Raw genomic sequence first — 21404 nt, forward strand, 5'->3', positions numbered from 1 at the left:
AGTGAGTGAAGCGAGTGCGTTAAGAAAGCGAGATAACGTTGCTTTCTTTTAAACTCTCTTAACTTCCTGACAAACCGAAGGTTTTTACCTTCAATCACCGCTGGTAACGCTGTGCGTCCCCAGCAGCGGATGCGTACTTTACGGATTCGCTGCCGTCTTGGCAAGCACTTTATATAAAAAAGTTAACTTTTAGGCGTCGCTTTGCGCATCACAGCCAAAACAGGGCCTGAGCACACATAAGCACCAAAAAGCAGCAGCAGCATTACAGACGGCTCAACAGAGATCATCACGAACCCCAACACCACCGCCAAAAGTACGACAAAAGGCACGGGTTTCTTAAAGTCGAGATCCTTAAAGCTGTAATAACGAATATTACTGACCATGAGCACACCCGCAGCAGCCACGACAAACAACATGAGGAGCTTAAAACCCAGGGCGTCTGCATCGAAGCTATGGAACGTCCACACGCTGGCGGCGACTAAGGCTGCTGCAGAGGGGCTAGGCAGACCGATAAACCACTTCTTATCAACACTACCAATCTGCACATTGAAGCGTGCTAGGCGCAGCGCCGCACAGGCCACATAAAGAAATGCCACAACCCAGCCAGTTTTACCAATATCTTGCAAAATCCAGGTAAAGGCCACTAGAGCCGGCGCCATCCCAAACGAAATCATATCAGCAAGGCTATCGTACTCAGCCCCAAACGCACTTTGCGTATTGGTCATACGGGCAACACGACCATCAAGGCCATCGAGCACCATGGCAATAAAAATAGCGACTGCCGCAGAGGTAAACTCACCATTAATACCAGCCACCACCGCGAAAAAACCTGAGAACAGCGCTGACGTCGTAAACAGGTTCGGCAACAGGTAAATACCTTTGCGACGAACTTTTTTACCATCCTCAACGGCTTCCTCAACCACTTCAGTCTCACGCAGGAAAACGGTCGCGAGGTCTTCGTTGCTTACGCTATTTTGGCTCCCCTCGTCGTTGTCTTCCGCTTTCTGGCCTTCTGGAGACGCTGACTGCGGGGTCTGTTTGCGCTCTTGATCGCGAGCATCCTGGGTCATAAATATCATCCGTTTGAAGTGAGGTCACAAGAGAAGTGATCTTCTTTCATTTTACACGGTGGGACTCACTCAGCCAGCCAATTGCAACATACAGTAGTAAACGCCTCGGGGCGCGACAATGCGCGCCCCGAGGCTCTAGCGAATACACTCGCCTGTTAACCACTTAGTTTTTCGACTTATCAACCAGCTGATTAGCAGCAATCCAAGGCATCATGCCACGCAGCTTAGCACCGACTTGCTCAATTTCGTGCTCAGCGTTCAGACGACGACGTGCCGTCATGGACGGGTAGTTAGTATTACCTTCCTGGATGAACATTTTGGCATACTCACCCGTTTGGATACGCTTGAGCGCGTTGCGCATTGCGGCACGAGACTCATCGTTAATCACCTCGGGGCCAGTAACGTACTCACCGTACTCCGCATTATTGGAGATAGAGTAGTTCATGTTAGCGATGCCGCCTTCGTACATCAGGTCAACAATCAGCTTAAGCTCGTGTAGGCACTCGAAGTAAGCCATCTCCGGCGCATAGCCTGCTTCAGTCAGGGTTTCAAAACCAGCTTTGACCAGTTCAACCGCACCGCCACACAGGACTGCTTGCTCGCCGAACAGGTCTGTTTCGGTCTCATCTTTGAAGGTAGTTTCGATAATGCCGCTACGGCCACCACCAACGCCTGCCGCGTAGGAAAGCGCTAATTCTTTGGCATGACCAGACGCATCCTGATGGATAGCGATCAGGTCAGGAATACCGCCACCTTTAACGAACTCAGAGCGTACCGTGTGGCCCGGTGCTTTCGGCGCGATCATGATGACATCAAGATCTTTACGCGGCTCGATTTGGTTGTAGTGGATATTAAAGCCGTGAGCGAAAGCTAAGGTCGCACCTTCTTTCAAGTTCGGCTCTACTTCCTGCTCGTAGATCGCTTTTTGGTTTTCATCCGGTGCCAGAATCATGACAACGTCTGCGGTTTTGCACGCTTCCGGTACGCTTGCCACTTTCAGGCCTGCGGCTTCTGCTTTGGCGGCAGAGGAAGAACCTTTGCGCAGAGCAACGGTGACGTCGACGCCAGACTCTTTCAAGTTATTGGCATGGGCATGGCCTTGCGAGCCATAACCAACAATAGTGACTTTCTTGGCTTGAATGAGAGACAGGTCACAATCTTTATCGTAATAAACGTGCATGGCGAGACTCCAAAATCGAATTTGATCAAACAATGATCGTTATATAGGGATAGTTTATATATGTCGTATCAGCGTTGATGGCCACCTGTGCCGTCTTTTGCAGCACTGGGCTTTGGCGTTGAGATCACTGTACGCCACTGCCACCATTGCGTAAAACGCTATATTTGCAACATACTATTTCTAATTATGAAACACTGACCTTAACATTGGGCTTTCTATGGATTTTCGCTTATTAAAGCATGTGGTGACGCTGGCCGAGACGCTGCATTTTGGCCGCGCCAGCGAGCTTTGTCATATCAGCCCTTCCACATTAAGCCGTTCAATTCAACAGGTTGAGGCCGAGTTAGGCACACGGCTGTTTGAGCGCGACAATCGCCACGTCACGCTAACCCCCCAAGGCTTAGCGTTTCAGCACTATGCAAAAGAGACGTTAGAACAGTGGGAAATGCAGAAACGGACACTGGCCGCCACGGTGGCGCAACTGCGCGGTGAAATAAGCATTTACTGCTCAGTAACTGCGAGCTATAGCTTTCTCTATGAACTATTAAGCGATGTACGCACCCGACACCCAGGTATCGAGCTAAAGCTGCATACCGGTGACCCCGCTGATGCCATGTCCCGGGTATTGGAAGGCGCAGACGATATGGCCATTACCCCCCGCCCGCGGATTCCACCCAGCGCACTGGCCTTTAAATCACTTACCCGCTCGCCGCTGCTGTTTATTGCTCCTACAGAAGCCCACGACTGGCTGCCAAGTCAGCCAGAAAGCTCAACGGCCGAGCAGTGGCGTGATGTCCCGATGATTCTCTCAGAGGCAGGGCTGTCTAGGGAGTACGCCAATACGTGGTTTAAAGCGATGGGCATTACACCGCGCATTTATGCCCAAGTGGCCGGACACGAAGCAATTGTAAGTATGGTGGGGCTGGGGTTTGGCGTGGGCGTAGTACCAAAAATTGTGCTAGATAACAGCCCTCTGGCCGAACGCGTGCAAGTGCTCAACGTTAAACCTGAGCTCCCCCACTACGATGTCGGGCTTTGCGTGCTTAACCGACGTCTCAAAAACCCGATGATTGACGCCTTCTGGGCTACCGTGACGCCGCGTTAACGTGCATTAAAAAAACGCCATAAAAAAAAGCCGTCCTAGTTAAGGACGGCTTTCTCAGTAGTTTTTCAACGACTTAAGCACGCTTCGCTTACAACGACAGTACTTTGTCGCCGCGAGCGATACCGGACACCCCGGTACGCGCCACTTCAAGAATGCCTACCGGCGCCATGGCCTGCAGAAATGCATCCAGCTTAGAGGCGTCACCGGTAATCTGTACGGTGTAGAGGCTTGGCGTTACGTCGACAATCTGCGCTCGGAAAATATCCACCGTGCGCTTCACTTCATCGCGGGCAGCACCTAGCGCTTTTACTTTCACCAGCATCAGTTCACGCTCAATGTGGTTACCTTCCGTCAGGTCGACCAGCTTCACCACATCAATCAGTTTATTAAGGTGCTTGGTGATTTGCTCAATCACCCGGTCATCACCCACGGTGGTCACCGTCAGACGTGACAGCGACGGATCTTCAGTCGGTGCAACATTAAGCGTTTCAATGTTGAAGTTACGCTGGGAGAACAGCCCGACCACACGTGACAGCGCACCCGGTTCGTTTTCCATCAGAATCGAGATGATATGACGCATCAGGTACGCTCCGTTTTAGACAGCAGCATGTCGCGCATGGCACCCAGCGGCACCTGCATCGGGTAGACGTGCTCAAAGGGATCCACCTTCACATCAAGGAATACCAGCTCATGCTTGTTGGCAAAGGCGCGCTCTAGCGCCGGCTCCAACTCATCAAGGGTATTCACAGTGATCGCGGTAAATCCGTAAGCCTCAATTAGCATGTGAAAGTCCGGCAGCGACTCCATGTAGGAGTGCGCATGGCGGGATTTGTAGTTCAAATCCTGCCACTGCCGCACCATGCCAAGCGATGCATTGTTGAGATTTACAATCTTGACGCCCACGCCATACTGCTTACAGGTAGAGAGCTCCTGCATCATCATCTGGAAGCTACCTTCCCCCGTCACGCACACCACGTCGTCATCCGGGAAGTTCTGCTTGATACCCATTGCAGCCGGGAAGCCAAAGCCCATGGTGCCCAAACCACCGGATGTAATCAGACGGTTAGGCTTATCGAACTTGTAGTACTGGGCAGCAAACATCTGGTGCTGGCCAACATCTGTCGTCACGTAGGCTTCACCGCGCGTAACACGGCATAGCGCTTCGACCACTTCCTGAGGCTTCAACACTTCGCCTGGTTTAGACGGCTCGTATAGCTTGCCTTCACGCTCGGCACGCCAGCCGTCAATCTTTTGCCACCACTCAGTCAGCGCTTCAGGCTGCGAAATTGACTGGCCTTGAACCAGGCTGATCATTTCATTGATAACGCTAGACGCTGGTCCAACGATGGGCACATCTGCACGCACGGTTTTAGAGACCGAACTTGGGTCTACATCCACGTGAATGATTTTTGCCGTGGGGCAGAACTTCGACGTGTTGTTGGTTACCCGGTCATCAAAACGCGCGCCAATGGCGATAATCAAATCCGCATGGTGCATGGCCATATTAGATTCATACGAGCCGTGCATACCCAGCCAACCCAGGCACTGCCGATCACTTTGCGGATAGGAGCCAATGCCCATCAGCGTTGTGGTAATGGGGAAGCCGAGCTGTTTGACCAAATCGGTCAACCCTTCGCTTGCCTTGCCAGTTACCACGCCACCACCGGTATAGAACACCGGACGCTTGGCTTTTAACATCATCTCAACGGCTTTTTTAATTTGACCGGTATGCCCCCGAGTTACCGGGTTATAGGAGCGCATCTTGACCTTTTTCGGGTAGATGTACTCATAACGCTCGGTCGGTGCCGTCATATCTTTAGGGATATCGACGACTACCGGACCTGGGCGACCAGTCGCCGCGAGATAGAAGGCTTTTTTCAGCACTTCTGGAATCTCAGACGGATGCCGAATTGAGAAGCTGTGCTTCACGATGGGGCGAGTCACACCGATAATATCGGTTTCCTGGAAGGCGTCGTCACCAATCAGGTGGCTCATTACCTGACCGCACAGCACGACCATGGGAATGGAATCCATATAGGCCGTTGCAATGCCAGTAACCGCGTTAGTAGCCCCAGGGCCTGATGTAACAAGCACACACCCTGGTTTGCCTGAAGCACGGGCATAGCCGTCTGCTGCATGAGTTGCGGCCTGTTCGTGACGCACGAGAATGTGCTTCACTTTGTCCTGACGGAACAGCGCATCGTAAATATGCAGCGCCGCGCCACCGGGATAACCATAAATGTACTCAACGCCCTCATCTTGCAAGAAGCGGGCGATCATATCTGCGCCGGAAAGCAGTTCCACTGTGTTTCTCCCCTGGAGGTCTCGAGTGCGATCCGCAGGACATCCTGCGGTGTCGAGTGCGGCGGTATGCCGCTGCCGGCCCATGCCGGCACCTGATGCCAAACCCTGGCATATGGCCCGGTTAGGGCCTGCACTCTCATCGGAAGCACTGGCATATTATGCAATACACCAGCGTCTCCCTTACACGACGGTTTGCCGTGTCGGGGCGTTGGCCAGGTCGGGCGGTTAGCCCAAGCCCGGAAGTCCTTCGGCGGGTAAAGGCTTTCGCCTACCCTTCGCGCGGGGATTAGGGGTTGCCCGTTGGTTCCGCGCCCGCAAATCAGGAACCCACAAGATTCCATTAGCGCCCTCAGCCTGTCAACCTCCGATCAAGACAAACGCAACAAACGTCGTAGGAAGCCATTAAAAAAGCCCCACTAGCAGAGCTAGCGGGGCTTTTGCCCTATTTGATTGCGCGGCCTTGTTGATTAGCCACGCGTAGATTATTCAAACACCAGTTTGCCTTCACTTGCGCTAATATGAATGGTGTCGCCTGGGGCATACTTGCCCGCCAGCAGATCTTGGGCCAATGGGTTCTCGATGCGGCTTTGGATTGCCCGCTTCAGCGGCCTCGCACCGTACACCGGATCGAACCCGACCACCGCCAGCTGGGCCATCGCGTCATCGCTGATCGCAAGGCTCAGGTCATGCTCAGCTAAGCGAACTTTCAAACGCTCTAACTGAATACCGGCAATCGCCTGAATTTGCTCTTGGCCAAGGGCGTGGAACACCACCACCTCATCAATGCGGTTAATCAATTCAGGGCGGAAATGGTTACCCACCACTTCCATTACCGCATTCTTCATCAGCTCGTAATCACTATCTTGGTCACCACTAGCGTCACCGCCCATGCGCTGGATAATGTCCGACCCCATGTTAGAGGTCATCACAATCACTGTATTGCGGAAATCGACTGTGCGGCCTTGACCATCGGTTAAGCGACCATCCTCCAGCACTTGCAGTAGGATATTGAACACATCCGGATGCGCTTTTTCCACTTCGTCCAGCAATAGCACTGAGTAGGGTTTACGACGCACCGCTTCAGTTAAGTAGCCACCCTCTTCATAACCTACATAGCCTGGGGGCGCACCAATCAAGCGAGCCACGGAGTGCTTCTCCATAAACTCCGACATGTCGATCCGCACCATTGCCTCTTCGGTATCGAACAAGAAGTTAGCCAGCGACTTACATAGCTCTGTTTTACCCACCCCGGTTGGGCCGAGGAACAGGAACGAGCCGTTGGGTCGATTGGGGTCAGACAGCCCTGCCCGCGAGCGGCGCACGGCGTTCGCCACTGCCTCTACCGCCTCATGCTGACCAATCACTCGCTCATGCAACGCCTCTTCCATGCGCAGCAGCTTATCCCGTTCGCCTTCCAACATTTTGGAGACCGGAATACCTGTCCAGCGGGAAACCACCTCGGCAATCTCTTCTTCGGTAACGTTTGAGCGCAGCAGCTGGTGGCTGGCAGTATCGGCCTCACCTTCTCCCGCCTCACTGATTTTCTTCTCAAGCGCCGGAATTTTGCCGTACTGAATTTCCGACATACGCCCTAAATCGCCCTGACGGCGCGCCTGTTCAAGGTCAATGCGCGCCTGCTCAAGCTCCGCTTTAAACTGGGCCGCGCCTTGAATACTGGCTTTTTCGGCTTTCCAGATTTCATCCAAGTCAGCGTATTCACGCTCTAACTCGTGGATCTGATTATTCAGCGCTTCAAGGCGTTTCTTAGTGGCTTCGTCAGTCTCTTTCTTAAGCGCTTCGCGCTCCATTTTCAGCTGGATTAGGCGGCGATCCAGCCGATCCATCTCTTCAGGCTTAGAGTCCAGCTCCATGCGGATCCGGGACGCCGCCTCATCGATCAGGTCGATCGCTTTATCCGGCAGCTGCCGATCAGTGATGTAGCGGGTAGAGAGCTTGGCCGCCGCGATAATCGCTGAATCGGTAATATCCACGCCATGATGGACTTCGTAACGCTCTTTTAAGCCACGCAGAATGGCCACCGTATCCTCTTCGGAGGGCTCATCGACCAACACCTTCTGGAAGCGGCGCTCCAGCGCGGCATCTTTTTCGATGTATTTACGGTACTCATCCAGCGTGGTCGCCCCCACGCAGTGCAGCTCGCCACGCGCCAGCGCAGGCTTAAGCATATTGCCCGCATCCATTGCGCCTTCGGCCTTACCCGCGCCCACCATGGTGTGCAGCTCATCGATAAACAGGATGACCCGCCCCTCTTCCTGGGAAAGCTCTTTGAGCACGGCTTTCAGACGCTCTTCAAACTCACCACGGAATTTAGCACCCGCCAGCAGCGAGCCCATATCCAACGAGAGTACGCGCTTCTCTTTCAGCCCTTCGGGCACTTCGCCGTTAACAATACGCTGCGCCAGCCCTTCAACAATGGCGGTTTTACCCACCCCTGGTTCACCGATCAGTACCGGGTTATTTTTGGTGCGACGCTGCAGTACCTGAATTGTGCGGCGAATTTCATCGTCGCGGCCAATCACGGGATCCAGCTTGCCGTCTAACGCACGCTGGGTAAGATCCATGGTGTATTTATTCAGCGCTTCACGCTGATCTTCGGCATTGGGGTCATCGACCTTGGCTCCACCGCGCAAGCTGTTGATCGCGGCTTCCAGGCCTTTCCGGTTCAGCCCAGCCTCTTTCATCAGTTTGGTGATCGAACTGTTCATTTCCAGCGCAGCCAGGAGTACCAACTCACTGGCAATAAACTGATCACCACGCTTCTGCGCTTCTCGGTCAGTTAAGTTGAATAGTTTGATGAAGTCACGGGATGGCTGAACATCACCGTCAAACTGGCTTACTTTGGGTAAGTCATCTAGCTGCTTCTGCAAGCCATCACGCAAGCGCGAGCTGCTTCCCTCGGCTTTTTCGACCAGGGCTTTGATGCCAGTGTCTTTGGTATCGAGCAGCGCAAGCAGTAAGTGCGCAGGATCAAGCTGATTATGGCCGTGCCCAACCGCAAGAGATTGTGCCTCAGAAATAGCGGCCTGTAATTTGGCAGTAAATTTATCGAATCGCATGGAGTTCCTCCTGGGGGGTGCCGTGCGTTTGGACCCACGGTGTTTCCCAATAACTTGTCTTTAATGTGCTAAAAACGTTTAGCTTGACAAGTTAAATGGCGTCAGTTCCAGGCATTTCAAGAGGTGCGCATAACAAGCCCGAAGGAATAGCTCTGCTTAGTTGATCCAGATCACACTTGCCATGCGTCCAGTGTTGCCATTATCACGGCGATAGGAGTAAAAGCGCGACTCGCAGGCGGTACAGAAGTGGCCACCGCTGATATGGTGGATCCCCAACGCTTCTAGACGAAAGCGCGCCAAGCGATAAAGATCCGCCATATAGTGACCAAGACGATAGGGGCTATGGTCAAACGCTTCAGCGGTCTCAGGGTGGACCGCAACAAACGCACCATAGACTTCTGGCCCGACCTCAAACTGAGCATTTGAAATAGCCGGCCCTAGCCATACCAAAATGTCGTCAGGATCACAGTTCATCGCAGCGACGGTCGCTTCCAGCACGCCGCCCGCTAGCCCGCGCCAGCCTGCGTGGGCAACCGCCACCAGAGTGCCCTGACGGTTACAGAACATTACCGGCAAGCAGTCTGCGGTTAACACCACACAGGCATAGTCGTTGCTGCTGGCAATCGCGGCATCGGCTTCCGGCGTATCGTCTTGGTACGCCTGCTGAACGCGTGCACCATGAGTTTGATTAAGCCACAGCAGCGGGCGATCGTCGCCAATTTCTTTATGCAGCAAACGCCGACACAGTGCGACGTGATCAGCATTATCGCCTACGTGGCTCGCTGGATTGAAAGCTGCAAAATCATCTTGGCTCGGCCCTGTTTCCCGAGTGGTCACAAACGCCCGCACATTCGCGGGGGCTGGCCAGTCAGGTAACAGCAGCGTGGGCTTTAGATCAATCGCGTCGCTCATCTCATGGTCTCGCTATCTTCGCGCAGGTAGTCCAACAGCATCAGTAGATCATCGGGCAAGTCGGCATGAAAAGTAAGCGTTTCACCACTCACCGGATGCACAAAGCTGAGTTTCCGAGCATGCAGTGCCTGACGCGGAAATTCACGCAAAATCTCTTTTAACGGCGCAGCAGCGCCCGGAGGCAGCTTAGCACGACCACTATAAAGCGGATCGCCAATCAGTGGGTAGCGGGCATGGGCCATATGAACGCGAATTTGATGGGTACGCCCGGTTTCCAACTGGCAACGCACATGGGTATGAGCGCGAAAACGCTCAACCACCCGAAAGTGAGTCACTGCCGGTTTTCCGGAAGCCGTGACCGCTTGGCGCTTGCGGTCTTTCGGGTGCCGACCAATAGGCGCATCGATGGTGCTACCCGACACGGGTTTGCCAATCACCACCGCATCGTACTGACGAGAAACGCTGCGCGCCTGCAACTGCTCAACCAGCGTCGTTTGTGCGGGCAACGTTTTCGCCACCATCATCAGGCCGGTGGTGTCCTTATCCAGGCGATGCACTATCCCCGCCCGCGGCACTTCTGCCAGCGCAGGATGATGATGCAGCAACGCATTCAACAGCGTGCCGTCAGGGTTGCCCGCGGCGGGATGCACCACCATGCCAGCCGCCTTATTGATGACCATCACCGCGTCGTCTTCGTACACAATATCAAGCGGAATATCCTGGGGCTCAAAACGAGTATCGTCTTCGATAGTTGCGTTAAGTGCTAATATTTCATGGCCGTGCAGCTTGGCCTTCGGCTTTACTTTAGCGCCGTCGACAGTCAGCTCACCGGCGTTGATCCACGCTTTCAAACGTTCGCGGGAATAATCGCTGAACAACTCAGCGGCAGCTTGGTCTAAGCGCGCACCGGCTAATGTCGCGGGTACCCGCTGCGTGGCTTCAACAATACGAGACATGAACAACCTCTTTAAGACGCAAACGGCTCTGTCATTATTTAACACTGCTTAACTTTTCAAGCAGTAATGGAGTGTCGCTAAGCCTGCGTTTTGCGTCTAGGTGATTTATAGTGGGCGAACTGCGACCTATTCTACCATTTCTACTTATGGCCATCGTCGCTTTTCGGTGATTGAGGCTTGTTTGCAACGAGGATGATGATGCGCGCTTTTTCCGCTGCCAACCGCTTTGGCGTTCTAGCCTTAAGCCTTGCCCTTTTGGCAGGCTGTGCGAGTAATAAATCCACACCCGAAGAAGACGATGAATTCTCGGGTGTGCAAGAACGCGAACTCTATGAACTTGCGCGCACAGCGCTGGATAGCAACCGCTTTCCGATTGCCATTGAGCGACTGGAAGCACTTGATACCCGCTACCCATTCGGCCCCCACGCCGAACAAGCTCAGCTTGAGTTGATTTACGCTTATTACGAAAACAACAACTGGGAAGAGGCTCGCGCCGCCGCCAGCCGCTTTATCCGCCTGCACCCGGATCACCCACAAGCGGATTACGCCTATTACCTGCGCGGCCTGTCTGCTTGGCAAGCGGGGCGATTTAGCCTTGAGCGTTTACGCCTAATTGATATTTCCAAGCGCGACTTGGGTGCTTCACGGGATGCTTACAACGACTTCCGCGAATTGATTCAGCGCTTTCCCCAAAGCGAATATGCCCCAGATGCCCAGCAGCGAATTGTCTACCTGCGTGAATTGCTTGCACGCCATGAACTACACGTTGCTGACTACTACCTGCGTCGCGGTGCCTTCCTGGCCGCCGTTGAACGAGGCCGCTGGGTGATTGAAAACTATCCAGAATCCGACGCAACACGTGATGCGTTAGCGACCATGGTAGAGGGATATCAGGGGCTAGGCATGGATGACCGAGCAGAAGAAGTGCTTGTGGTTCTGCGTGAAAATGCTCCTGACCACGAACAGCTACGCGGCGGCCGATTCAGGCCTAAACACTAACGTGCTATTGAGTGGTTAACGGCGGCAAAGCTCGCTTATACAACCCTGTACAAAACGTTCTTATCCAAAACCACGCTCCGGCGTGGTTTTTTATTTACTCATAAAACACTTTTACTTACATAGCGTTAACAAAAATAGAGATGACCACGCGCCACTAAAATAATTATACAAAAACTATGCAAAAGGAGATATCCTGTACATCTAATTAATAAAGCGCCTGCTTGGAGCCACTCACATGACTGCCCCAAAATCTTGGTTTACAGAAACCAACATCAGTACACGTTTGACACTTTCCTTCTCTGCACTACTGGCGTTACTGGTCGTTTTAACGGCGGTCGGCATTTATCAAGTTAACCAAATTGATCGTGGGCTCACGTCTATCAATGACGTAAATGGCGCTAAGCAGCGTTTTGCTGTTGATATGCGAGGCAGTGTCCATGACCGTGCCATTGCGCTGCGTGACATCGTCATGACAACAGATGCAGGTCGACTGACAGCACTGAATGAAGAGATGAGACAGCTTGAGGACAATTACGACACAGCGATTGAAAGCATGCAGCAAGTGATACGCGAAACTGACACAACGCCACAAGAACAAAGCATTCTTTCGACTATCCACAATCAATCAGAAACCACGCAAGCGCTTACTCAGCAAGTGCTCGATGCCAAAACCGCTAACTCCCTTAGTCGCGCCCAGGCACTGACACTAGAGCAGGCTGGCCCTGCTTATGCCGAGTGGCTTAACCGCATTAATCAGTTTATTGACCTGCAGGAAGAAATTAACAATGCTTCGACAGCAGCTGCTCGCAGCACCGCATCAGGGTTCCAACTGCAAATGCTGGGGCTGACACTGTTTGCTGTGTTGATTGGAGGTGCAATCGCGATTCTTTTGACACGCCAACTGCTGCGCGAGCTAGGTGCCGAGCCACATGCAGTAAAAGCGTTTGCGGAAGCCATCGGCCGTGGCGAACTGACTCACCAGCCGAGTCTTAAGAAAGGCGACACACGCAGCATCATGGCATCACAAGTTGCGATGTCTAAACAGCTTCAAGATATTGTCGCGCAAGTTCGTTCTTCAGCTGAGGCGGTTGCTTCCAATAGCGAACAAATTGCCGAAGGAAACAATGACCTATCGTCGCGCACGGAAGAGCAAGCCAGCGCACTAGCAGAAACAGCGTCCGCGATGGAACAGCTCAACAGCACGGTTAAACTCAACGCTGATAATTCACAGCAGGCAAGCCAGGAAGCCGCTAGCGCTTCGAAAACGGCTATCCAAGGGGGCGAAGCCGTGCATCAGGTAGTCGCCACCATGAACGATCTCAACAAGAGCTCACAAGAAATTGCTGGCATTATTTCCACCATCGACGCCATTGCCTTTCAAACCAATATTCTTGCCCTGAATGCTTCTGTGGAAGCTGCCCGAGCAGGTGAACATGGCCGTGGGTTTGCCGTGGTTGCCGAGGAAGTACGTAAACTTGCTCAACGCAGTGCTGATGCTGCCCGAGAAATTAACGACTTGATTTCTAATAACTTGGAACGGGTCAACCATGGCAACGCACGTGCTGAAGAGGCCAGTAAGTCGACCGAAAATATTGTTGCGGCGATTGAGCGAGTAACCAAAATCATGCAGGAAATCAGCCATGCCAGCGCTGAGCAAAGCACCGGTGTGCAAGAGGTTGGCCAAGCGATCACTGAGATGGACCAAGTGACCCAACAAAATGCCGCGTTAGTGCAAGAAAGTGCTAATGCCGCCAACAACTTGCGCCAAAATGCCCATCAACTTCTGCACGTCATGGGCGTTTTCAAACTGCCAGCCAGCCAACAACGTTCCTATGTGCGAACAGTCACAAACGCTGGCAGGACACAAGAAGACCCAGCGGCGAAGAACGCACCTAGCTTACCCACCTTGAAGCGCCAACCCGCCGAGTCTGCATGGGACAGTTTTTGAGACAACTTTGAAATAGCGTTTGCTACCGTGTTGTTTAGTCGCCAGGCTGCCAACCATTAACAATCGGGTAACGTCGGTCACGTCCAAACCCTCGAGGCGTGACCCTTACCCCAACCGGGGCTTGGCGCCGCTTATATTCACAGCGGTCGACAAGCTTCACCACTTTGTAGACATCTTCCTCATCAAACCCAGCGGCGATAATCGCCTCAGCGCTCATATCGCCTTCGATATAGCTCACCAGAATGGCATCTAGTACATCGTAATCAGGCAGTGAGTCACTGTCCTGCTGATCAGGTGCCAGTTCCGCACTGGGCGGACGCTCAATCACTCGCTCTGGAATAGCTGGAGACTCAGTATTGCGCCAGCGGGCTAAGCGATACACCCAGGTTTTATAGACATCTTTAATGGCGTTATAGCCGCCCACCATGTCGCCATAAAGCGTGGCGTAACCCACTGCCATTTCGCTTTTATTACCGGTGGTAAGCACCATCAGGCCTTTCTTGTTGGAAATCGCCATCAACAGAACGCCGCGGCAACGCGACTGTAAGTTCTCTTCGGTGGTGTCCCGCTCGGTGCCAGCGAAGCTTTCCGCCAGGGTACCCATAAACGCTTCGACCATCGGCTCAATGGGCATCACGTCATAATGCACACCAAGCATGTCAGCTTGTTCAGCGGCGTCTTGTTTCGAGATATCCGCCGTATAGTGATAGGGCATCATCACTGCTTGCACCCGCTGAGGGCCCAACGCATCGACGGCAATCGCTAGAGAAAGCGCGGAATCAATACCTCCGGAAAGTCCCAGCACCACGCCTTGGAAACCGCTTTTATTGACGTAATCCCGTAGCCCTGTCACCAGCGCGCAGTACAGGCTCTCTTCAGGCTCAACCTCTGGCTCAACTTCCCCCGCTTGGGGTTCCCACGTATCAGCGCTCGTTTGCAGCAGTTGAATAGGCATTAAGCCTGCCTGCCAAGAAGGCGCGCGCACTTTGAGCTCGCCCTGGGCATCCACACAACTAGAGCCACCATCGAACACCAGCTCATCCTGACCACCGATAGTGTTCACATATACAATCGGGCGGTTTACATCTTGGGCACGCAGCGCTAACAGGCGCAGTCGCTCGCTGGGTTTATCCTGATGATAGGGCGATGCGTTTAAGCTGATCAGAACTTCTGCGCCCGCTTCACGGGCAGCATTAACCGGCGTGCCTTCCCAGAGATCCTCGCAAATCAGCAGACCCAGCTTGGCGCCTTTATGCTCATAAACCAGCGGCTCGGTGCCAGGCGTAAAGTAGCGTTGCTCATCAAATACCTGATAGTTCGGCAGTGCCTGCTTAGCGTATTCTGCTTCCCACTGACCGTTGTACAGCACACCTGCCAGGTTATAGCGTTTCCCTTCGCGTACGCCTGGATAGCCAATAATCACCAGCACATCCCGTGCTACTTTTTCCGCCATCTTCGCCCGCGCTTCACGTAAGCGAGCTTCCATCGATGGGCGAAGTAGCAAATCCTCCGGCGGGTAACCGGATAAGAAAAGCTCTGGGAAGACAACAATATCCGCCCCATGCTCGATCCTCGCTTCGCGCACCGCTTCAATGGCGCGTGCAGCATTGCCGGGAATATCTCCCACTAAAGGGTCGAGTTGGGCCATTACCAGCGTTAAGTCTTGCATGGGCGTTAAAATCTCTTGAGAATCTTTAGAACACGTTGCCGCTTACTTAAGTCCATTGTCCCGCAAGGGCTGCCAACAGGCAAAGGTTAGCCGGCACTCATGTTACTCTAGCCATTATTACATCCCACCATGGGAGTCATAGAGGATGAACCTTTTGATCATTCGGTTGATTATTTTTGCCGTGCTGTTTTATGTGGGCCTGAAGCTTTATGGCCTGTACCGAGAGCGCAGGCTTACCCATCAACAGAGCGAACCAGCACGCCATGAAGGCGGACAAATGGTGCGCTGCCGCTGGTGTGACGTCCACGTACCTGAAGAGGAAGCCCTGCGCGATAGCGAACAGTGGTTTTGCTCAAGCGCTCATCGAGACCGCTATTTACAAGAGCAACAGGATAAGCAAAACCGCGGTTAGTGCCGCTCCCCATCGTCGATATCCGTCATAACGATGCCAGGTCAGTCATTAACCGATCTGCCGTAGGCTGGAAGGGTGTTGGGTCGATAAGTGTCTCACGCCCTAATAGCTGGTCAACCAATACATGGGTAGACGCTGGAGCCAGCACCAACCCATTGCGGTAGTGGCCCGCATTGACGTACACACCTGACCATTCTGGCAGCGCACCAATAAACGGTATGCCGTCGGGTGAACCAGGCCGTAGACCTGCCCAGTGATAAGCGACCGAATGCTTAGACAACGCTGGCACAATGCTTTCCGCCGTCTGTTTTAGCGACGCCAGCGCTTCACTATCGGTCGTTTTATCAAAGCCCGCCTCTTCTAAGGTGGAGCCTATTAGCAGTAAGCCATCGCTGCGTGGGATTATGTACCGGCCATCTTTCAACACCACACGCTGCACTAACCCTGGCGGCGCTTGATAAGCGATCATTTGGCCTTTCACAGGGCGTACCGGCAAGCGAATATTCAGGCTATCTAACAACGTAGCTGTCCAGGCTCCGCCACACACAATCACTTTTTCAGCGCGTAGCTCCCCTTGCGTGGTCGTAACGCCCAGCACCTGCCGATCACGCTGGATGAAGCCGTTCACTACGAAACCTTCGTTGACGACAACGTTGGGCATCGCCTGCAACCGTGCGCGCAACGCCTGGCCCAAGCGCGGATTGCGCACACTGCCTAATGTTGGCATCCACAACGCACTTTCCTGCGCTGCAGCCACGTGAGGCTCTTTTTTTCTAACAAACTCAGCGCCAACACGCTCCAACGGTTTGCCTAAATTTCTCGCCCAGCCAAGCGCTGCTTGCGCATCATCAACGTTGAGATAAAGCAGCCCTTTTTGACGATATTCAGGATCAATGCCGGTTTCTTCCAGTAGGCGTAGCGACAGCGTGGGATACACACCCTCTGACCAGCGTGAAAGTTGCGATATCGGCGGTGCATAGCGCCATGGATAAAGTGGCGAGACAATCCCCCCACCCGCCCAGGAAGACTCCTGCCCGCAAATACCGCGCTCGACTATCGTGACCTGCTGACCAGCATCCGCCAGCTGCAGCGCCGTCATCATACCGATCACGCCACCGCCAATAATTAAGAAATTGCTCACAACGTTTGTCCGCTTTGGCTTACATAAAAAACGATCCACGCGAGGTAGGCTGTAAAGAAAACACAGCCTGGAGGCACCATGTCACCTACCGATAACGGCATCCCCCACACGCGTATCCAAGGCTTCACTCTGCTCGAACTGGTGATTGCACTGCTACTTATATCAGCATTAGCCGCTTGGGGAATTTCTAACTTTCAAGTACTTGGCCAAAACACGGCGGTGACAGCTGATATTAACAGATTACAGACAGCCTTTTCTCTTGCCCGCAATACCGCTATTACACAGCGGATGACGGCTACGGTGTGTCCGACAAACACGGCGAGAAGCGCCTGCACCGATGACTGGAGCAACACCCTGGTAGTGTTTAAGGGCGACTCAACAAGCCAAATAGGTGAAGAAGATATTGTGCGACTCTTTCCCGCCATCGCAGCAACAACAGTAACCTATAGTCGCGGTATGCAGCGCGTAAGCTATAGCACTCTTGGACACACCAGCGGGTTCAATGGCCGTTTTGATATATGTGCAGAGAGCATCCGAGGCAGAACGCTCGTGCTCAGCCGACTAGGGCGTCTGCGTATTGATGAAACGCCCGCCGGTTGTTGAACTCGACAGGCGTTGTTAACCGTTACTAACTCAAGCAATGCCATCCAGGTAGCGCTCAGCATCTAGCGCTGCCATGCAGCCACTGCCGGCAGAAGTAATCGCTTGGCGATAAATATGATCCATCACATCGCCACAGGCGAAGACCCCTGGCACGCTGGTGGCGGTTGCATTGCCTTCCAGGCCTGATTTCACCTTGATATAACCGCCGTTCATGTCCAACTGACCTTCAAAAATCCCCGTGTTAGGGCTATGACCGATCGCGATGAACAACCCAGGCGCATGAATCTCTTTGGTGGAACCATCTTTAGTGGATTTAACGCGCACACCAGTGACACCAGTGTTATCGCCCAGCACCTCGTCCACTTCATAGAACCATTCAAGAGCAATTTTGCCAGCGTCGACTTTTTCGAACAGCTTGTCCTGCAGGATTTTTTCGGCACGTAACGTATCGCGACGGTGTACCAGGGTGACCTTAGAAGCGATATTTGAGAGATACAACGCTTCCTCAACAGCAGTATTACCGCCCCCCACCACAATCACTTCCTGGTTGCGATAGAAAAAGCCATCGCAGGTCGCGCAAGCAGACACCCCTTGGCCCATAAACTGCTGCTCGGTCGGCAGGCCTAGGTAACGTGCGCTGGCACCAGTGGCAATAATCAGCGCATCACAGGTGTAAATTCCGCTATCCCCTTTTAAGGTGTACGGCTTTTCACCTAAGCTGACCTCATGGATATGGTCAAACAGCACTTCGGTATTAAAGCGCTCAGCATGCTGCTTCATACGCTCCATCAGCTCCGGCCCCTGCACACCCTCGGCATCACCGGGCCAGTTATCAACATCCGTTGTAGTGGTCAATTGGCCACCTGCCTGCAACCCAGTAATCAGCAGCGGCTTTAAATTAGCACGTGCTGCATACACTGCTGCCGTATACCCCGCAGGGCCGGAACCAAGAATAATCAAACGTTCATGACGCGTTTCCATGACACCACCTTTGTCACAATTGAGCAGATATCGTTGCAAGAGAGTCTGCCTGAAATGGCGTCAAGTACAAGCAATTACAAGGGTTCGCCTTCGCTATTAGGCGAAGACGCCTTGAAAGCCGGGGGAGAAACACCCATGTGCTATTAACAAGATAAGCCATACTGGGGATAAGCCACATTTAAGAAAAGCAGTGACCGTCGCGCCTAGTGAATTGCAATTAGCGAGCTGCGACTAGCGATTCGCTCAAGGCCAAGCAATCAGAGGAGAAAACAATGGGCAAGATACCCGATACGCTCACTACCCTAGAAGTGGGCAACCAGACGTATCATTACTACAGCCTGCCAAAAGCCGCCGATGCGCTCGGTAACATTGACCGGCTACCCAAGACGCTCAAAATTCTACTCGAAAACCAACTGCGCTTTGGTGATGACGAAAGTGTCGAGCAAGCGGACATACAAGCGCTCGTTGACTGGCAAAAAGAGGGCAAATCGAGCCGTGAGATCGGCTATCGCCCTGCCCGCGTCCTCATGCAAGACTTCACTGGCGTCCCGGGCGTTGTCGACCTTGCCTCTATGCGCGCCGCCGTTGAAAAGCTAGGCGAAGATCCCGCACGTATTAACCCGCTGTCCCCCGTTGATCTCGTTATCGACCACTCGGTGATGGTCGACAAATTCGGCAACGCCGCCGCGTTTCAAGAGAACGTCGATATCGAAATGCAGCGCAATGGTGAGCGCTACGAATTTCTACGCTGGGGCCAGCAAGCGTTCGACAACTTTAGCGTTGTGCCGCCTGGCACCGGCATTTGCCACCAGGTCAACCTAGAGTACCTAGGGCGCACCGTGTGGACGAAAGAGCAGGATGGGCAGACCTTTGCCTACCCAGACACCTTGGTCGGCACCGACTCCCATACCACCATGATCAACGGCCTGGGTGTACTTGGCTGGGGCGTCGGCGGTATCGAAGCGGAAGCCGCCATGCTTGGCCAGCCGGTCTCGATGCTGATTCCGGAAGTCGTAGGCTTCAAGCTTAATGGCAAGCTGCGTGAGGGTATTACCGCCACTGATCTCGTGCTCACCGTCACTGAAATGCTGCGTAAAAAAGGCGTGGTGGGTAAGTTTGTCGAGTTCTATGGGGATGGTCTAAAAGATTTGCCATTGGCCGACCGTGCCACTATTGCCAATATGGCACCGGAATATGGCGCTACCTGCGGCTTTTTCCCGGTAGACGATGAAACGCTTAACTACCTACGCCTGACCGGTCGTGAAGATGAACAAATTGCCTTGGTAGAGGCGTACAGCAAAGCGCAGGGATTGTGGCGAGAGCCTGGCGACGAGCCAATTTTTACAGACTCCCTCAGCCTCGATATGAATGAGGTAGAAGCTAGCCTTGCAGGCCCTAAACGCCCCCAAGACCGTGTGGCGCTGAAGGATATGGCAGCCGCCTTTAATAAGTTCATGCAAGAGGACACCAGCGCAGACTCAACCGCAAAGGGTCAGCTCTCTTCGGAAGGCGGCCAAACCGCGGTGGGGGTTGAGCGTAGCTTTAAGCATGACACCAGCCAAGCCGTTAAGTTGAACGATAAGGACTTCAGCCTCGACCCAGGCGCGGTGGTCATCGCGGCTATTACCTCGTGTACCAACACGTCCAACCCCAGCGTCATGATGGCAGCCGGCCTGCTGGCCCGTAATGCTCGCCAAAAAGGACTCACCACCAAGCCTTGGGTGAAGACCTCGCTTGCCCCAGGCTCAAAGGTGGTAACCGACTACTTGGCAGCCGCCAACCTAAGCGATGACTTGAATGCGCTGGGCTTTAATCTAGTGGGCTATGGCTGCACGACGTGTATCGGCAACTCCGGGCCGCTTCCTGATGAGATTGAAAAAGCCGTCAATGAGGGCGACCTAGCCGTCGCTTCAGTGCTTTCAGGCAACCGTAACTTTGAAGGCCGCGTGCACCCGCTGGTAAAAACAAACTGGCTCGCCTCACCGCCCTTGGTGGTGGCCTATGCGCTAGCCGGTAACGTTCAGTGCAACTTAACGTCCGACCCACTCGGCCAGGACAGCGACGGCAACCCTGTTTATCTCAAAGATATTTGGCCTTCTCAGGCAGACATCGCCAGTGCGGTCGAACAGGTCAACACCGAGATGTTCCGCAAAGAGTATGGCGCGGTGTTTGAAGGTGACGAGACCTGGAAAGCAATCAACGTCCCTGAAAGTAAGGTTTATCAGTGGCCTGAATCTACCTACATTCAGCACCCGCCGTTTTTCGAAGGCATGGAGCGTGAGCCGGACGCCATCGAAGATGTTAAAAATGCTCGCGTGTTAGCCATGCTGGGCGACTCGGTGACTACCGACCATATTTCTCCTGCTGGCTCTATCAAGCCTGACAGCCCTGCTGGTCGCTATCTGCAGGAGCACGGCGTGAAACCCGTCGACTTCAACTCCTACGGCTCACGCCGAGGCAACCACGAAGTGATGATGCGCGGTACCTTCGCTAACGTGCGCATTAAAAACGAAATGCTCGACGGTGTCGTGGGTGGCGAAACCCGCCACGTTCCCAGCGGCGAGCAGATGGCGATTTACGATGCCGCCATGAAATATAAAGAGGAAGGCACCCCCTTGGTGGTGATTGCCGGTAAAGAGTATGGCACCGGCTCTTCACGGGATTGGGCAGCCAAAGGCACCCGTTTACTGGGCGTGCGCGCGGTTATTGCCGAGTCATACGAACGTATCCACCGCTCTAACCTGATTGGGATGGGCGTGGTGCCGCTGCAGTTCCCCGAAGGTGAAAGCCGTGAAACCCTTGGTCTGACAGGTGACGAAGAAGTATCGATCGCTGGTTTAAGCGACTTGAGTCCAGGCGGCACCGTACAAATTGTCATTAAAAACAATGATGGCGAGCGTACCGTTGAGGCCAAGTGCAGAATTGATACCGTCAATGAGCTGGCTTACTACCGCCACGGTGGTATCCTTCACTACGTGCTGCGCAAAATGATCGGCGCAGCTTAAAGGTAAAACCTACCAATGCTTGCATCGCCCCCACCTCGGTGG

16 protein-coding genes are annotated in these 21404 nt (G+C 53.5%); 6 read left to right on the forward strand and 10 right to left on the reverse strand.

The genetic code is table 11. The features are described 5' to 3' along the window. Positions 1–182: 182 nt before the first annotated feature. Positions 183–1070 carry a CDP-diacylglycerol--serine O-phosphatidyltransferase gene (pssA, locus tag HZS79_RS03525; RefSeq protein WP_179927057.1) on the reverse strand — a complete coding sequence of 296 codons (888 nt, stop codon included), beginning with the start codon at positions 1068–1070 and terminating at the stop codon, positions 183–185. A 163-nt stretch (positions 1071–1233) separates the two neighbouring features. Then, positions 1234–2250: a ketol-acid reductoisomerase gene (gene ilvC / locus HZS79_RS03530; protein ID WP_179927058.1), complete on the reverse strand. Its 1017-nt coding sequence runs from the start codon at positions 2248–2250 to the stop codon at positions 1234–1236. Positions 2251–2467: 217 nt separating this feature from the next. Between ilvC and ilvY the strand changes: the two genes are divergently transcribed. After that, positions 2468–3355 (forward strand): HTH-type transcriptional activator IlvY, encoded by an 888-nt coding sequence (ilvY, locus tag HZS79_RS03535; protein WP_162219908.1) that lies wholly within the window; start codon positions 2468–2470, stop codon positions 3353–3355. 88 nt (positions 3356–3443) lie between these two features. On the opposite strand, the gene ilvN is transcribed toward ilvY, so the two are convergent. The 5 genes from ilvN to rluD all read right to left on the reverse strand — a co-directional run bounded on the left by ilvN (position 3444) and on the right by rluD (position 10604). After that, a complete protein-coding gene (gene ilvN, locus HZS79_RS03540; protein ID WP_030074339.1) occupies positions 3444–3935 on the reverse strand; it encodes an acetolactate synthase small subunit in 492 nt (163 codons plus the stop codon). Continuing rightward, positions 3935–5659 (reverse strand): acetolactate synthase 3 large subunit, encoded by a 1725-nt coding sequence (locus HZS79_RS03545; protein ID WP_340159013.1) that lies wholly within the window; start codon positions 5657–5659, stop codon positions 3935–3937. Before HZS79_RS03545 ends, ilvN begins: the two co-directional genes overlap by 1 nt. Before the next feature lie 482 nt (positions 5660–6141). Continuing rightward, complete coding sequence (gene clpB, locus HZS79_RS03550) at positions 6142–8736, reverse strand: ATP-dependent chaperone ClpB (protein WP_179927060.1); 2595 nt, start codon at positions 8734–8736, stop codon at positions 6142–6144. Between the two features lie 156 nt (positions 8737–8892). Continuing rightward, entirely contained in the window at positions 8893–9648 is a 756-nt protein-coding gene (gene pgeF / locus HZS79_RS03555; RefSeq protein ID WP_179927061.1) for a peptidoglycan editing factor PgeF, read from the reverse strand. Continuing rightward, the gene (rluD, locus tag HZS79_RS03560; RefSeq protein ID WP_162219904.1) at positions 9645–10604 is read right to left on the reverse strand and encodes a 23S rRNA pseudouridine(1911/1915/1917) synthase RluD; all 960 of its coding nucleotides are present in this window, start codon (positions 10602–10604) and stop codon (positions 9645–9647) included. The genes pgeF and rluD overlap by 4 nt, the downstream gene beginning before the upstream one ends. A 198-nt stretch (positions 10605–10802) precedes the next feature. On the opposite strand from rluD, the gene HZS79_RS03565 reads away from it, so the two are divergent. Continuing rightward, entirely contained in the window at positions 10803–11603 is an 801-nt protein-coding gene (locus HZS79_RS03565; protein ID WP_179927062.1) for an outer membrane protein assembly factor BamD, read from the forward strand. 235 nt (positions 11604–11838) lie between these two features. After that, a complete protein-coding gene (locus HZS79_RS03570) occupies positions 11839–13551 on the forward strand; it encodes a methyl-accepting chemotaxis protein (protein ID WP_179927063.1) in 1713 nt (570 codons plus the stop codon). A gap of 34 nt (positions 13552–13585) precedes the next feature. Here the strand turns inward: HZS79_RS03570 and HZS79_RS03575 are convergent, their stop codons facing one another. Continuing rightward, positions 13586–15220: an NAD+ synthase gene (locus tag HZS79_RS03575; protein WP_179927064.1), complete on the reverse strand. Its 1635-nt coding sequence runs from the start codon at positions 15218–15220 to the stop codon at positions 13586–13588. Positions 15221–15365: 145 nt separating this feature from the next. Between HZS79_RS03575 and HZS79_RS03580 the strand changes: the two genes are divergently transcribed. Beyond that, positions 15366–15632, forward strand: coding sequence for a PP0621 family protein (locus HZS79_RS03580; protein WP_179927065.1), 267 nt, complete (start codon positions 15366–15368; stop codon positions 15630–15632). A 25-nt stretch (positions 15633–15657) separates the two neighbouring features. Here the strand turns inward: HZS79_RS03580 and thiO are convergent, their stop codons facing one another. Further along, the gene (gene thiO / locus HZS79_RS03585; protein WP_179927066.1) at positions 15658–16773 is read right to left on the reverse strand and encodes a glycine oxidase ThiO; all 1116 of its coding nucleotides are present in this window, start codon (positions 16771–16773) and stop codon (positions 15658–15660) included. Between the two features lie 78 nt (positions 16774–16851). On the opposite strand from thiO, the gene HZS79_RS03590 reads away from it, so the two are divergent. Further along, positions 16852–17376 (forward strand): GspH/FimT family protein, encoded by a 525-nt coding sequence (locus tag HZS79_RS03590; protein ID WP_179927067.1) that lies wholly within the window; start codon positions 16852–16854, stop codon positions 17374–17376. Between the two features lie 30 nt (positions 17377–17406). Here the strand turns inward: HZS79_RS03590 and trxB are convergent, their stop codons facing one another. Continuing rightward, a complete protein-coding gene (gene trxB, locus HZS79_RS03595; RefSeq protein ID WP_179927068.1) occupies positions 17407–18357 on the reverse strand; it encodes a thioredoxin-disulfide reductase in 951 nt (316 codons plus the stop codon). Between the two features lie 272 nt (positions 18358–18629). On the opposite strand from trxB, the gene acnA reads away from it, so the two are divergent. After that, complete coding sequence (gene acnA, locus HZS79_RS03600) at positions 18630–21362, forward strand: aconitate hydratase AcnA (protein WP_179927069.1); 2733 nt, start codon at positions 18630–18632, stop codon at positions 21360–21362. Positions 21363–21404 lie beyond the last annotated feature (42 nt).

Source organism: Vreelandella zhaodongensis, from assembly GCF_013415115.1.
Lineage (GTDB): Bacteria > Pseudomonadota > Gammaproteobacteria > Pseudomonadales > Halomonadaceae > Vreelandella > Vreelandella zhaodongensis.

Excerpts from the sequence above, each read along its gene's own strand:
- HZS79_RS03575 (WP_179927064.1), bottom strand. The coding sequence starts at position 15,220 with ATGCAAGACTTAACGCTGGTAATGGCCCAACTCGACCCTTTAGTGGGA.
- rluD (WP_162219904.1), bottom strand. The coding sequence starts at position 10,604 with ATGTCTCGTATTGTTGAAGCCACGCAGCGGGTACCCGCGACATTAGCC.
- ilvN (WP_030074339.1), bottom strand. The coding sequence starts at position 3,935 with ATGCGTCATATCATCTCGATTCTGATGGAAAACGAACCGGGTGCGCTG.
- trxB (WP_179927068.1), bottom strand. The coding sequence starts at position 18,357 with ATGGAAACGCGTCATGAACGTTTGATTATTCTTGGTTCCGGCCCTGCG.
- HZS79_RS03565 (WP_179927062.1), top strand. The coding sequence starts at position 10,803 with ATGCGCGCTTTTTCCGCTGCCAACCGCTTTGGCGTTCTAGCCTTAAGC.
- HZS79_RS03570 (WP_179927063.1), top strand. The coding sequence starts at position 11,839 with ATGACTGCCCCAAAATCTTGGTTTACAGAAACCAACATCAGTACACGT.
- pgeF (WP_179927061.1), bottom strand. The coding sequence starts at position 9,648 with ATGAGCGACGCGATTGATCTAAAGCCCACGCTGCTGTTACCTGACTGG.
- HZS79_RS03590 (WP_179927067.1), top strand. The coding sequence starts at position 16,852 with ATGTCACCTACCGATAACGGCATCCCCCACACGCGTATCCAAGGCTTC.
- ilvC (WP_179927058.1), bottom strand. The coding sequence starts at position 2,250 with ATGCACGTTTATTACGATAAAGATTGTGACCTGTCTCTCATTCAAGCC.
- ilvY (WP_162219908.1), top strand. The coding sequence starts at position 2,468 with ATGGATTTTCGCTTATTAAAGCATGTGGTGACGCTGGCCGAGACGCTG.
- pssA (WP_179927057.1), bottom strand. The coding sequence starts at position 1,070 with ATGACCCAGGATGCTCGCGATCAAGAGCGCAAACAGACCCCGCAGTCA.
- HZS79_RS03580 (WP_179927065.1), top strand. The coding sequence starts at position 15,366 with ATGAACCTTTTGATCATTCGGTTGATTATTTTTGCCGTGCTGTTTTAT.
- clpB (WP_179927060.1), bottom strand. The coding sequence starts at position 8,736 with ATGCGATTCGATAAATTTACTGCCAAATTACAGGCCGCTATTTCTGAG.
- acnA (WP_179927069.1), top strand. The coding sequence starts at position 18,630 with ATGGGCAAGATACCCGATACGCTCACTACCCTAGAAGTGGGCAACCAG.